Source organism: Pedobacter indicus (assembly GCF_003449035.1).
GTDB classification, from domain to species: Bacteria; Bacteroidota; Bacteroidia; order Sphingobacteriales; family Sphingobacteriaceae; genus Albibacterium; species Albibacterium indicum.
This window is the reverse complement of the sequence record NZ_QRGB01000001.1, coordinates 1455504-1469543: the sequence shown is the minus strand read 5'-3', so window position 1 is coordinate 1469543 and position 14040 is coordinate 1455504. Positions and strand designations below refer to the sequence as shown.

Here is a 14040-nt window from a genome sequence, read left to right as displayed (position 1 = left end):
TATTGCTTTGATTTTCGGATTATTATTGCATTTTTGACATTTGAAGATCAGCAAAAGAAAAACATAAAACACAAAATAAACTACTTACTTTTATATGAAACCTTCGGATCAAGATGAAATTTTAAGCACTCACCTGATTAAAAATGGTGTTGACACGAAAACAGTACTGAATCATCCTGTCGGGCTGTTTGTTCTTTTCTTTACGGAAATGTGGGAGCGATTTAGCTACTACGGAATGAGAGCTTTACTCGTTCTTTTCTTAGTCAGTACCATTTCCGAAGAGGGATGGGGATGGACAAACCAGAGAGCCTTGCAGCTGTATGGCGTCTACACAGGTTTGGTTTATTTAACTCCTTTAATTGGAGGTTTAATCGCCGATAAAATTACTGGTTACAGAAAAGCTGTATTTTGGGGTGCCCTGATTATGACTTTGGGACATGCATCGATGGCTTTGGAAGGCTTTACCGATGCTTTTTTCTATGCAGGATTAGGCTTACTTATTTTGGGTAATGGACTTTTCAAACCGAATATTTCTTCGATCGTTGGACAGCTTTATCCAGATAACAGCGACCGTAAGGATGCGGGTTACACTATATTTTACATGGGTATTAATGCAGGTGCATTCTTAGGGATGGGACTTTGCGGTTACATCGGTGAAAATATCGGATGGCATTGGGGTTTCGGACTTGCAGGTGTCTTTATGTTTTTCGGTATGCTGCAATTCTACTTTGGCCGTAAGATCTTCGGAAAGTTAGGCGAGGATCCACGTGAAGCTAAAAAACGTGAAGAGGAGATTCACTCAGGTGCGGCGACGGACGAAGAGGAGGATGAAAAGACACCTGCTAATGTTAGGCGCGATCGTCTGATTGTAATAGGTGTGTTGATTTTCTTCTCGATATTCTTCTGGTTGGCGTTTGAACAGGCCGGTGGGTCAATGACGATCTTTGCGAACGATTATACGAATCGAATGCTTGATGGGCAGGCTGCTCTGACTTTTAAATGGGTAGATACCTTGCTTACGATTATACCTTTAATTCTTTTGAGTTGGGTGTTGCTTAGCTTGGCAAGAAAGATATTTGCAAGTTACCCTGCATCAATCTTTTTTACTGCATTGAGCTTTGTAATCATTTGGGGAATCGCGTTCTGGAAAATCGATCGTGAATTTTCGCGTGTAGAAACAGAAGTAGCTGCGTCGTGGTTTCAAATTCTAAATTCATTCTTTATCATTACCCTAGCTACTGTGTTCGCAAAAGTTTGGGAAACGAAATTCAACCCTACTGGTCCGGTTAAATTTGCAATTGGCTTAATCTTGCTGGGAATCGGATTCGGGGCGTTGGCTTATGGAGCCAGCGAGATACCATCAGGCGCAACAACAGCGTCTGTAAGTATGATTTGGTTGATCTTAGCTTATTTCTTCCATACGACGGGTGAATTATGTCTATCACCTGTTGGTTTATCCTATATGAGTAAACTTTCTCCTAAGAACCTAATCGGATTAATTATGGGCTTCTGGTTCTTATCAAGTGCTATAGCGAATTTCATGGGTGGTTTTATTGGAAGTTATATAGACCAAATCGCACAAACTTACTCTATTAGCACTTTCTTTATGATGTTTTTTGTCATATCGATTGTCGCAGGTATTCTACTTATGGCATTATCGCCATGGTTGAAAAAGCTCATGCATGGAATTCATTAAAAGAATTTTATAAAATAATGACGGTAATTAATCGCCATTCTTTTTATCTTTAAAAGAATGGCGATTTAAATTTGTACATGTGAGCGACAGCCTTGTAATTATCCCTACATACAACGAAAAAGAAAATATTGAAAAGATCATTCGAAAAGTCTTTTCACTAGCTGACCCATTTGATATCTTGATTGTGGATGATGGCTCACCGGACGGTACGGCTGCCATCGTAAAATCATTGCAAGAGGAGTTCCCTGATATGCTATATATCGAGGAGCGGAAAGGGAAACTTGGATTGGGAACGGCTTATATTCACGGATTTAAGTGGGCACTAGCGAAAGATTATGAATATATCTTTGAAATGGATGCTGATTTTTCACATAATCCGAATGACTTGTTACGTCTGCGCGCCGCTTGTCAGAACGGTGCCGATATGGTTATTGGTTCACGGTACATTAAAGGTGTGAATGTAGTGAACTGGCCGATGAACCGTGTATTGATGTCTTATTTCGCCTCAGCCTACGTTCGTTTAATTACACGAATAAAAATAAGAGACGCCACGGCAGGCTTTGTCTGTTATCAGCGAAGAGTATTGGAAACCATACCGCTGGATAAAATTCGATTTGTGGGCTACGCGTTTCAAATCGAAATGAAATTTACGGCCATTCAGTATGGATTTAAGGTTGTGGAAATACCAATCATCTTTACCGACCGAACGGCGGGAACCTCAAAAATGAGTACGCGTATTTTCCGTGAAGCTTTTTTGGGTGTTATACAGATGAAGCTAAACAGCCTTTTCCGAAATTATAAATCCTAGAGTTTCAGCGAGCTCGGGTATTCCTTAAAATTTCTTTATCTTAAAATCTTATCTTTGTTTTCACTGATACAACATTAGATGAATGAGCATTTAGATCCCAACCCAGATAAATTAACGCAACCAGAAAAGGATATCGAAAAGGTTTTGCGGCCGCAGTTTTTTGAAGATTTTAGAGGTCAGTTTAAGATACTTGAAAACTTGAAGATTTTTGTCGAAGCTGCAAAATTGCGGGGCGAAGCGCTCGACCATGTTCTCTTGCACGGTCCTCCCGGGCTTGGCAAGACGACGCTGTCGCATATTATCGCTAATGAAATGGGAACAGGTATTAAAATAACATCAGGTCCAGTTCTGGATAAACCAGGTGATCTGGCGGGGCTGCTTACAAACTTAAATGATGGTGATATTTTATTTATCGACGAGATACATCGTTTGAGCCCCATTGTGGAGGAATACCTTTACTCGGCTATGGAGGACTTTAAAATAGATATCATGCTGGAGACCGGACCCAACGCACGTTCGGTTCAGATATCATTGAGCCCCTTTACCTTGATTGGAGCGACGACTCGATCAGGATTGTTAACTGCTCCCCTGCGGGCTCGTTTTGGAATTAACTCCAGACTCCAGTACTACGACGCGAAACTTTTGACAGATATTGTACTCCGATCAGCCCATATTTTGAAAACGCCGATTAACGATGAAGGTGCATACGAAATCGCTCGACGCAGTCGAGGTACACCGAGAATAGCAAATGCGCTCTTGCGAAGAACACGTGATTTCGCGCAAATTAAAGGTGACGGTTCGATTAATACGGAAATTGCAAAGTATGCGCTGGACGCCTTGAATGTTGATGAGTACGGTTTGGATGAAATGGATAATCGAATCCTATTGACCATCATTGATAAGTTTAAAGGTGGTCCGGTGGGACTAAAAACAATTGCTACAGCAGTGGGTGAAGATGAAGGAACGATTGAAGAAGTCTATGAACCCTTTTTAATTCAGGAAGGTTTCTTAATGAGAACAAGTCGTGGTCGTGAATGCACCGACTTAGCATACAAACATTTAGGTAAAACGAATACAAAAGGTAACACCTTATTCTAAAAACTGGCAAAAGCTTTGCTCTATATCGAATCAAAATAAAACAAACTATTATATGAATATAGAGGTTAGACAGCTTACGATCCAGGACTACAACGATCTGAAAAAGTCTATGATTGAAGCTTATAAGGGTGATGCAGGAGGAGTTTGGACCAAAACAAATATCAGTGACTTAATCAAAGTTTTTCCCGAAGGGCAACTTTGTGTTGAAGTAGACGGAAAGGTGGTTGCTTGTGCACTTGCGATTATCACCAATTCAAAGGATGTGAATTCTGGCCATACGTATAAAGAAATAACGGATAATGGCAAATTTACGACACATGCGCCCGATGGTGATATTTTCTATGGAATTGAGGTGTTCGTACACCCGGACTATCGATCGCTGCGCTTAGGCCGACGGCTTTATGATGCAAGAAAAGAACTCTGTGAGGAAATGAACCTGAAGAGTATCATTGCCGGTGGTCGGATACCGAAATATCATGAACATGCAGACAAACTGACACCACGCCAATATATCCAAAAGGTTAAACAGAAGGAAATTTATGACCCTGCTCTAACCTTTCAGCTTTCGAACGATTTCCACGTAAAGAAGATTCTTAAGAATTATCTTCCTGAAGATGAGCAGTCGAAAGAATATGCTACCTTGCTGGAATGGAACAACATTTATTATGAAGAAGATGCTAAAGCGAGTTCGCCGTCGAAACAAACGATTCGCTTGGGCTTGGTTCAGTGGCAGATGCGTTCGTTTAGCAATATCGAACATTTTTACGATCAAGTAGAATTTTTCGTCGACGCAGTTAGTGGTTACAACGCAGATTTCGCAGTCTTTCCTGAATTTTTCAATACGCCCTTAATGGGTCCATTCAATGATCTTCCAGAAACAGAGGCGATGCGTAAACTTGCAGAAATGACGGAGGAGATACGGAAGCGAATTCAGGAGTTCGCGGTCTCATACAATGTAAATATCATTTCCGGCTCAATGCCTTTAGTGGAAAATAACAAGCTGTACAATGTGTCTTACTTATGCCATCGAAACGGAAGTTACGATGAATACAGAAAGGTGCACATTACACCGAACGAAATGAAGTATTATGGGATGTATGGCGGTGATAAGGTCAAGGTCATCGATACGGACTGTGGTAAGGTAGGGATACTGATTTGTTATGACGTAGAATTCCCTGAACTTAGCCGGATCTTGGCTGAACAGGGAATGCAGATTCTATTTGTTCCTTTCTTGACCGATACACAAAATGGTTACACCCGTGTACGCAGTTGTGCACAGGCGAGAGCGATCGAAAATGAATGTTATGTAGCTATTGCAGGTTCGGTCGGCAACCTTCCCAAGGTAAACAACATGGATATACAATATGCTCAGTCTGCTGTATTCACTCCTTCAGATTTTGCTTTTCCAACAAATGGTATAAAAGCTGAAGCAACGGCTAATACAGAGATGTTGGTATTGGCAGATGTGGATTTGTATCTGTTAAAAGAACTTCACGAATATGGTACGGTTAAAACGATGAAGGACAGAAGAAAAGATTTATATTCTGTTAATTTGTTGAAATAAATTATCTACATCAAATTCTTCGTTCCAGATTCAGAAATTTAAAAAAAATCTCACCCCCTCTGAGTATTTCGATAACAATCTGTTGTGATGTCCGCTCATGCATCAACTTATTAATGTCTTCGAGTGAATAAGCATACATATCCTTGAAGTTAATGGAAAGTATTTCATCGTGCACTTGAAGACCGGCCTTCGATGCTGGAGAGTTGGCTTCAATCCGACTGATAAAAAATTGCGTGGACTCATTATTGCCAACAACATAGATTTCCATACCTGACATATTATGCTCAAAAGGAGTGTGAAATTTTTTATTCTTTTTTAAATAAATCTCTTTAGCAGCATAGTCGATAAAAACATGAAAACGCTTTAACAGTTCGCCTCCGATAGATCCATTACGATCCCCGAGCAATTGTCTCAGATCTTCAAATTCTGATGAAGGATAAGCGGTAATCACGTCATCCAATGTATATCCGCCCAGCTCAATGTTATTTAACCTGCCGATTAACCCTTGGATAGGACCGTTCAGACCTACTCCGAGATTGGCTGCAATGGTGCTATCGGGGATGAGATCATGGTTTGCTTCTTGGCGTTCTAGCGATATGGCATGGCCAGCTCCGGAGTCAAGCAACAATAGGAGGCGTTTTGTAACTTTTTCATTTGTTAGGGTAACGGGTAAAAAGGGCTTGTCTTTGACAATCTCCAGTGAAATTCGCCGGCCTCGTTTCCGCACATTCGCACCCGGACGATAAAGGGTCAATTGTTTTCGGATGTAATTTATCTTGACAGAGAAGCTCTTGAAGACATCCGAGCCGATAATTCCATGAATTGGCATTCCAACATAAGAAGATAATTGAAAAGGGTCGTTCCGAAGCAAGACTAAAGAGAGTCCAGTGGTTTTCGCTGCTCCGATTGAGGGGTACATGTTGTTCATCACATAAGCTTCTACTTCGGAACCAATCCCTCTTCCACGAATCTTAAACAGAGAAAGGTCACTTTCATAGAGTGAATCGACCATAGCCGTATCGGTTAGAATAATTGGCCCAACTCCTGAGTCTAAAATAAAATGGTAAGGGCCTTCACCATTAATGGATACTGGTATTATAATCAGGTTATGAACCAGCTCAAACGGTACCTTTTGTCTTGACTGACCTTCAGGCAAGAAAAAGAATTGCGCATAACCTGTATGTACCGAAAGGGATAGCATAAGCCAGACAATGTACCGATATGCGATGCGAGGTCTTGGCATATTGTTTTTTAATTTAGGTTATTATAAATTAAACCATTTTTTTGCGGATTTAGTTTATACGCCGGATGTTTTAATTAAAATTGATATCTAATCCTTACCTTTGCGCCATGATTACAGTTTCTAATTTATCCCTTCGTTTTGGCAAGCGTACACTTTTTGAAGATGTCAACTTAAAATTCACACAGGGCAATTGCTATGGCATTATTGGTGCTAACGGCGCCGGTAAATCGACTTTTCTAAAAATCCTTTCTGGAGAAGTTGACCCAACTAGCGGCTCAGTAAGCTTTACGCCGGGAGAACGTATGGCTGTTTTAAAGCAAGATCACTATCAATTCGATGAATTTCCGGTGATCGAGACTGTGATGATGGGACATGAAGAACTCTATAAGATTATGAAGGAAAAGGACGCTATCTATGCGAAAGAGGATTTCTCTGACGCAGATGGCGAACGAGCAGGTGAGTTGGAGAACCTATTTGCTGAGATGGATGGGTGGAATGCTGAGAGTGGTGCTGCGACTTTGTTAAGCAATCTGGGAATTTCGGAAGACCTTCATTTTAAGCTCCTAAAAGAATTGGATGGAAATCAAAAAGTGCGAGTACTATTAGCACAGGCACTCTTTGGTAAACCGGATATCTTGTTATTAGACGAGCCGACGAACGATTTGGACATTGATACTATTTCATGGCTTGAGGATTTTCTGGCAAGTTACGAGGCAATTGTTCTTGTTGTATCTCACGACAGGCACTTTTTGGATTCAGTCTGTACGCACGTTGTTGATATCGACTTCGGAAAGATGACGATATATACAGGAAACTATTCATTCTGGTATGAATCCAGTCAGCTGGCTTTGAAACAACGCGCGGATCAAAACAAGAAAATGGAAGATAAAGTAAAGGAGCTTCAGGAGTTTATCCGTCGATTTAGTGCTAACGCTTCCAAATCTAAGCAAGCTACAAGTAGGAAGAAAGCTTTGGATAAGATCAATCTGGAAGAGATTAAGCCTTCGAACCGGAAATACCCCGCTATTATGTTCAATAATATGGAGCGTGAGGCGGGTGACCAAATTCTATCCATTGAAGATTTGGGAAAAACAACCGAAGGTCAGAAGCTTTTTGGTGACATTAACTTAATGGTCAATAAAGGTGACAAAATAGCAGTATTATCTAGAAATAGTTTGGCAACTACCGCATTTTATGATATTCTCACGGGACGAGATACAGACTATACTGGCTCCTTTAAATGGGGAGTAACAATCAAAGTAGCCGATATGCCGATAGATAACTCAGCCTACTTTGAAGGAAAAAACGATAACTTGATCGAGTGGCTACGTGAATATTCCGAAACTGACCAGGACGATCAGTTTGTACGTAGTTTTCTAGGCCGTATGTTATTTTCGGGAGAAGAGGTGATGAAAAAGTCGTCTGTGCTTTCGGGAGGTGAGAAAATGAGGTGTATGTTTTCAAGAATGATGCTGCAACAGGCAAACCTTCTTCTTCTCGACGAACCAACCAATCACTTAGATTTAGAGTCTATAACTGCGTTGAACAATGGATTAAAAGACTTTAGAGGGACAGTACTTTTTACATCGCGTGACCACGAATTGACCCAAACTGTGGCAAACAGGATTATTGAATTGACACCTAATGGGCTTATTGACAAGCTCATGCCATACGACGAATACATTCGTGACTCAGGTGTTAAAGAACAGCAAACGGAACTTTATAAAGATTAATAGCCATAAAAAAGCCTGACTTATTTTTTAATAAGCCAGGCTACTTGCTAACCTAATTATAATAATATCTATTATAATTGCTTTTCTAACTTTTCAGCTAGAACTGATTTTGGAACTGCTCCAATCTGTTTATCAACGACCTCCCCGTCTTTGAAAAACAATAGTGCGGGAATATTACGAATTCCAAATTTCACGGAAATGTCCGGATTATTGTCCACGTCCACCTTTCCTACAACAGCCTTTCCATCATACTCTTGAGCTAACTCTTCTACAACGGGTCCAACCATTCTACATGGACCGCACCATTCAGCCCAAAAGTCAACCAATACAGGTTTATCAGATTTTAAAACAACTTCATCAAAGTTGCTGTCGGTAATTTCAATAGCCATATTCTTAAATTTTACGATTTACAATTCCTTAAAATACGTTACTTACAATACGTTAAAGTACAAAGTTACAAACTTAAGTATTCAAATACCTTACCAAAGGTTTTGATTTGTGTTAATCTGACATTAGTTTAACCAAAAGTCTGTTATGTTTATTCCTTTTAAGCTTTCAATAAATTCATTATCTGGATTAATCCTGATATTTTTGGATGGCATATCCAATCGGATTTCATTATCATAATCCATTATTTTAAAACGGAGCTCGCAATTCTTTTGCCCCTCACTCTCAGCATTCCTTTCTACGATTTCCTTTAGACCAGACATAAATGCCGGCGATATTTCATTTAGTGACAATTGAATAGTCACTCGTTTGGCGAGTTTATCCCTTAGCTCATCCAATAACTGAATATTTAAGATTTTGACTTCCCAATTGTTTTCTTGCCTGAATCTAGGTTTAAAGGCCGCACGCAGTTGAAGAAAATATCCTTCATTTAAAAATCCTTTAAATTTTATATATTCTTCACCAAATACGGCAATCTCATAAGAATCTGTAAAGTCTTCAAAAACAAAGATTCCAAAAGGCCTGCCTGTTTTCGTCGTCCGATGATTTACTGATGATACTAGCCCCCCGATCAGCATTTCTTTATTTGCTAAACTCTTGAATTTGGCGAGCACATCAGGATCTTGATCGGCCGATTTAACCTGATCGAGTAACAGAAGATCCTTCACAGTGTTCTTACAGAAATATTTCATTTCTACGCTGTAATTATCTAGCGGGTGACCCGTAAGGAAGATCCCAATAACGTCTTTCTCATGTCGTAACCGAAGTATAAGATCCCATTCTGCACATTCTGCTAAAGTTGGCTCGGGAATGTCGGCATCGCTGGTTCCTCCAAAGAGAGACATCGCAGCACTGCTCGCATTATTTTGATGATCCACTGTATATTTCACTAAACGATCAATTCCGGTTTGACTCGTACCAGGAACGACATGAAAGTATTGGGCTCGATTTAAATGAAAACAGTCGAACGCCCCACTATATACCAAATTCTCATAAACCTTTTTATTTACCGTTCTAGAGTTCATCCTTCGTGCGAAATCATATATATCTGCGTAAAGACCATTTTCTTTGCGCTCACTGATGATGCTTTCTACCGCCTTATCGCCCACACCCTTGACACCTGAAAGTCCGAATCGTATTTCGCCCTTTTTGTTGACAGAAAAACGCAGATCTGACTCATTTACATCGGGGCCGAGAACCATTATGCCCATCTTACGACATTCTTCCATAAAAAAGGATATCTTCTCAATATTATGCTGGTTGTTCAGAACGGCCGCCATATACTCTGAAGGATAGTGTGCTTTTAAATAAGCCGTCTGATAAGCAACAAATGCATAACAGGTAGAGTGAGATTTATTGAACGCATACGATGCAAATGCTTCCCAATCAGTCCATATTTTCTCCAGTACTTTTTCTTTGTGGCCCTTCTTTTTTGCATTTTCAATAAACTGAGGTTTCAGCTTATCAAGTGTTTTCCGGTCTTTTTTACCCATCGCTTTCCGCAGAACATCTGCATCACCTTTAGAAAAATCTGCCAACTTTTGTGATAGGAGCATGACCTGCTCTTGGTAGACTGTGATACCGTAAGTGTCTGAGAGGTATTCCTCCATATCGGGTAGGTCATAACTGACCTCCTCCCGACCGTGTTTACGGTTGATATAGCTCGGTATATAATCCATCGGCCCCGGTCGGTACAATGCGTTCATCGCTATAAGGTCTTCAAACTTATCTGGCTTCAGTTCTTTCAAGTATTTCTGCATCCCGTCACTCTCGAACTGAAAAGTACCATTTGTATCTCCACGCTGGTACAGTTCAAAGGTCGCTAAGTCATCAAGCGGGATTTCATCGATTGAAATATCGACGTTATGGTTTTCCTTAATTAACTCTAAAGCACCCTTAATAATCGTTAGCGTCTTCAACCCAAGGAAATCCATTTTGATTACGCCTGCATCCTCAATCACTCTTCCGTCGTATTGAGTCACGAAGAGGCTCGATTCTTTCGAAGTTGACACAGGGATAATATTCGTCAGATCCTCCGGTGCGATAATAATCCCCGCTGCATGGATGCCTACGTTCCGCACAGAACCTTCTAAGATCAGAGCTTCTTTAAGAACCTTGCCGTTGACCTCATCCGGCTTCGAATAGAAGTCCCGTAGTTTCTGAATATTATCGATATCCTGTCCGTAATTTTTCTTAATGTCATCAATAGGCGATAAGACAACATTATTGAGGTTTGTCCCTGGTCTATCGGGAACAAGCTTAGCCAGAAAATTAGACTCAGATAAGGGGAGATCAAGTACGCGGGCGACATCTTTAATACTACTCTTTGCAGCCATGGAGCCGTAAGTGATAATCTGTGCGACCTGATTCTTCCCATATTTGTCAACCACATAATCTATTACCTTTTGCCGTCCTTCATCATCAAAGTCAGTATCAATATCAGGCATCGACTTTCTATCCGGATTCAGAAAACGCTCAAAAAGCAAATTATATTTAATGGGGTCGATATTAGTTATTCCTATGCAATAGGCAACAACTGATCCGGCTGCGGAACCTCTGCCAGGTCCTATGAAAACCCCTAAATCCCTCCCTGCTTTAATGAAATCAGCAACGATAAGAAAGTAGCCGGCAAAACCCATTGTTTTTATCGTGAAGAGCTCAAAATCAACACGTTCTTGCACTTCGGGCGTAATATCCCGATAGCGTTCTTTTGCACCCAGATATGTAAGATGTTTTAAGTACTCCCACTGATTCTCCTTATCCGCTTCAGGCCCCGTATGGACTTTAAACTCATCAGGAAGTGGAAAGTTTGGGAGCATGATATCTCTTTTTAGCTGAAGGGTTTCAACCTTATCGACAATCTCATTGGTATTGTCTAATGCTTCAGGGATATCGTGAAACAAGCTCGCCATTTCAGCCTGGGTTTTAAAGAAAAACTGATCGTTCGGGAAGCCGAAGCGATAGCCCTTCCCGCCTTCTTCATCTGTAGCGATCGGCGTACTTTGTAGATCGCCTGTATTCACACAAAGTAAGATATCGTGCGCATTAGAGTCTTCTTGATCAACGTAATGTGAATCGTTCGAACAAATCACTTTTACCTGATATTTCTTGGCGAACTTTAACAGGACGGCATTAACTTTCTCCTGCTCTGGAAGATTGTGACGTTGTAGTTCAATATAAAAATCTTCGCCAAAAAGATCTAACCACCATTTAAATTCTTCTTCCGCTTCCTCCTCTGATTTGTTCAGGATATATTGTGGCACAACTGCTCCCAGACAACAGGTGGTAGCAATCAAACCTTCATGGTATTTTAGAATAAGTTCTTTATCAATTCGCGGCCACTTACTATAAACTCCTTCGATGTATCCAAGAGAGCAAAGTTTTACCAGATTACGATACCCCTGTGGGTTCTTGGCCAACATAAGTTGATGGTATCGTTTGTCTTTTTTTTCTTTTGTAAACTGTTTGACATGGCGATCTTCGACGACGTAAAATTCACAACCTACAATGGGTTTTACATTATGTTTGGCCGCTTCAGCTACGAATTTAAAAACGCCAAACATATTACCATGGTCCGTAATTGCCATGGCTTTCATACCATCGTTCGAAGCTTTTTTAAACATACGGCCGATTTCAGCGGCACCGTCTAAAAGCGAAAATTGAGTATGAACGTGTAAGTGAGAGAAACTCGGCATATTTTTGGAATATCTTTAAAATCCCAAATATAACGAATTTACAATCCAACCGGGGTCTTACCCTTCGGATATTTCACAGTATAGCTCAGTATCAACTTCTTAGTTTCGCCCGGTTTCAATTGTAAATTCCAAGTGAGCTCCCCTCTTTCCGGATTGTTTTGCGCATCAGAAATTTCATTCAGTTTCACCTCTATTTCTTTTTCATTGGATAACGGATATTGCTCTTTCACTTCAATATCAGCGGCTTCCTTTCTTGAGTTCCGAACGGATATTTCATATGTAAATTCTCGGGATTGTGAATTGCCCAACAAAGACCGGCTACCTTCTTCATCTATCCTCTTACGTTCCGCTACTATACGTTCGTCTTTACCTAAACTCAATGTCAGTGTGTCATCTGTCGAGCGAGGGTTTATATAAGATGTACCGGCATAATTATTTTCAACAATCAGGTTTGCCTCGCCAGGAAGTAGGTTTAAGGCGTTCCAATCTATTATTTTCCCTGTCAGATAAGCATTCGGGCTATATTTTGGTACCGTTGTGTATGAATATTTTGCATTTAGCAAATGACTTTGCAGTTGAATTGATTGGGCTTGCCCATTTGAATATACGTCATAGGGTATTTCGACAACAAAGCTTGAGTTCAGTTGATTATCTTGAACAACTGCCATATCCGCAGGAGCCGCTGCAGCAACTTGTTGTATGTTTTCACTATCAGCTCCAAGGCGCTGTGCAGCCATCCGTTTTGGAGTGGAAATAATCCTTGGACTACTGAAGCTTAAGCGCCATGGACTCAGTTCTGGAACATTGTTGTTTTGTTGGGGGTTACCACCTGCAAAAGTCAGACGAACCTGCTTCCAGTCGATTCCCGTAGTTTGCACAATGTTTGCCTTGTAAAGCAGCTGCAGCGGATTTTGTATGTCGTCTACTCGTATTTCATAAAAAGGCGACCAAGAAACATTATTCGTAAAGTATTCAATATGAAAAGAATCGTTTGAGGACTGCGGTGCATTGATCCTTAAAACTAACTGACCGGCATCTTGGTCACCTCCACCCGACTCATCCAACTGCTGCTTCAACTTATCGACAACTTCTTTTTGTTTCTCTTCTTTGGACTTTATACTGACAATACGGTCTGATATTTCTTTATACTGTTGACGGTAATATTTGATCATATTAGCAATTTCGGTTGGTGTCACACCATTTTGACCACCTACATTTTTATTGGCCTCTAAGAGCGCAAGTGTACTTTCCTCACTTTTCCGTTGATTGACGATGTCGTTATACAGCGCATTTTCCTCATCATACTTTTTCTTAATCTCCAGATATAGGGAGCTTTTGTTGTTACCTGTATGTAAATAATCCCGTTCGAATGAAACGGATAGAACGGATACCTCGGAACTATTACTTGAAACCCGAATACTTTGTGGTTGAATATTTTTAGCAACGCGATTGATCACTATCTCAGAATTGCCGGCCGGAACCTGCACATTTTTCACATCGTGCCTCAGTTCAGCGCCTTGTGCGTATACGATTGCCTCTCGTAAAGACGCATCAGCCTCGATAATATTTTGTGCAAAAATCGGTTGTATTAATTGGTGGAAAAGTAGAAATACAGATAAGAAAGTCGGGAGTTTCATATTTTTTATTTTATTATCTAAAATACATTAATAAGATATAGACTGATTTTTCTATAGAAAGTTTATTTCTAACATGATAATGTATTGGCAAATTTGCGTATTTTAAAACTATTTTAACT

Annotated in this window: 9 protein-coding genes; 5 read left to right on the top strand and 4 right to left on the bottom strand. The window is 40.4% G+C overall.

The window, feature by feature from the left end; translation table 11 throughout:
* Nucleotides 1-94: 94 nt before the first annotated feature.
* From D3P12_RS06615 to D3P12_RS06600, 4 genes are all read left to right on the top strand, one after another.
* Complete coding sequence (locus D3P12_RS06615) at nt 95-1696, top strand: peptide MFS transporter (protein WP_118194241.1); 1602 nt, start codon at nt 95-97, stop codon at nt 1694-1696.
* Nucleotides 1697-1775: 79 nt separating this feature from the next.
* On the top strand, nt 1776-2504 hold the full coding sequence (locus D3P12_RS06610; protein ID WP_118194240.1) for a polyprenol monophosphomannose synthase: 729 nt from the start codon (nt 1776-1778) through the stop codon (nt 2502-2504).
* Between the two features lie 78 nt (nt 2505-2582).
* On the top strand, nt 2583-3602 hold the full coding sequence (gene ruvB, locus D3P12_RS06605; RefSeq protein WP_118194239.1) for a Holliday junction branch migration DNA helicase RuvB: 1020 nt from the start codon (nt 2583-2585) through the stop codon (nt 3600-3602).
* A gap of 52 nt (nt 3603-3654) precedes the next feature.
* On the top strand, nt 3655-5166 hold the full coding sequence (locus tag D3P12_RS06600; RefSeq protein ID WP_118194238.1) for a carbon-nitrogen hydrolase family protein: 1512 nt from the start codon (nt 3655-3657) through the stop codon (nt 5164-5166).
* Nucleotides 5167-5176: 10 nt separating this feature from the next.
* On the opposite strand, the gene D3P12_RS06595 is transcribed toward D3P12_RS06600, so the two are convergent.
* Nucleotides 5177-6409, bottom strand: a complete 1233-nt coding sequence (locus D3P12_RS06595; RefSeq protein ID WP_118194237.1) for a PDZ domain-containing protein — start codon at nt 6407-6409, stop codon at nt 5177-5179.
* A 107-nt stretch (nt 6410-6516) separates the two neighbouring features.
* On the opposite strand from D3P12_RS06595, the gene D3P12_RS06590 reads away from it, so the two are divergent.
* Nucleotides 6517-8142 carry an ABC-F family ATP-binding cassette domain-containing protein gene (locus tag D3P12_RS06590; RefSeq protein ID WP_118194236.1) on the top strand — a complete coding sequence of 542 codons (1626 nt, stop codon included), beginning with the start codon at nt 6517-6519 and terminating at the stop codon, nt 8140-8142.
* A 71-nt stretch (nt 8143-8213) separates the two neighbouring features.
* Here D3P12_RS06590 and trxA read toward each other — a convergent pair whose 3' ends face one another.
* The 3 genes from trxA to D3P12_RS06575 all read right to left on the bottom strand — a co-directional run bounded on the left by trxA (nt 8214) and on the right by D3P12_RS06575 (nt 13921).
* Entirely contained in the window at nt 8214-8531 is a 318-nt protein-coding gene (gene trxA / locus D3P12_RS06585) for a thioredoxin (protein ID WP_118194235.1), read from the bottom strand.
* A 123-nt stretch (nt 8532-8654) separates the two neighbouring features.
* The gene (gene dnaE, locus D3P12_RS06580) at nt 8655-12284 is read right to left on the bottom strand and encodes a DNA polymerase III subunit alpha (RefSeq protein WP_118194234.1); all 3630 of its coding nucleotides are present in this window, start codon (nt 12282-12284) and stop codon (nt 8655-8657) included.
* A gap of 38 nt (nt 12285-12322) precedes the next feature.
* On the bottom strand, nt 12323-13921 hold the full coding sequence (locus D3P12_RS06575; protein ID WP_118194233.1) for a mucoidy inhibitor MuiA family protein: 1599 nt from the start codon (nt 13919-13921) through the stop codon (nt 12323-12325).
* Nucleotides 13922-14040: the final 119 nt, after the last annotated feature.

Bases quoted from the DNA above. Each gene is read 5' to 3' on its own strand.
- D3P12_RS06615 (WP_118194241.1), top strand. From the start codon at position 95: ATGAAACCTTCGGATCAAGATGAAATTTTAAGCACTCACCTGATTAAA.
- ruvB (WP_118194239.1), top strand. From the start codon at position 2,583: ATGAATGAGCATTTAGATCCCAACCCAGATAAATTAACGCAACCAGAA.
- D3P12_RS06600 (WP_118194238.1), top strand. From the start codon at position 3,655: ATGAATATAGAGGTTAGACAGCTTACGATCCAGGACTACAACGATCTG.
- D3P12_RS06595 (WP_118194237.1), bottom strand. From the start codon at position 6,409: ATGCCAAGACCTCGCATCGCATATCGGTACATTGTCTGGCTTATGCTA.
- D3P12_RS06590 (WP_118194236.1), top strand. From the start codon at position 6,517: ATGATTACAGTTTCTAATTTATCCCTTCGTTTTGGCAAGCGTACACTT.
- trxA (WP_118194235.1), bottom strand. From the start codon at position 8,531: ATGGCTATTGAAATTACCGACAGCAACTTTGATGAAGTTGTTTTAAAA.
- dnaE (WP_118194234.1), bottom strand. From the start codon at position 12,284: ATGCCGAGTTTCTCTCACTTACACGTTCATACTCAATTTTCGCTTTTA.
- D3P12_RS06575 (WP_118194233.1), bottom strand. From the start codon at position 13,921: ATGAAACTCCCGACTTTCTTATCTGTATTTCTACTTTTCCACCAATTA.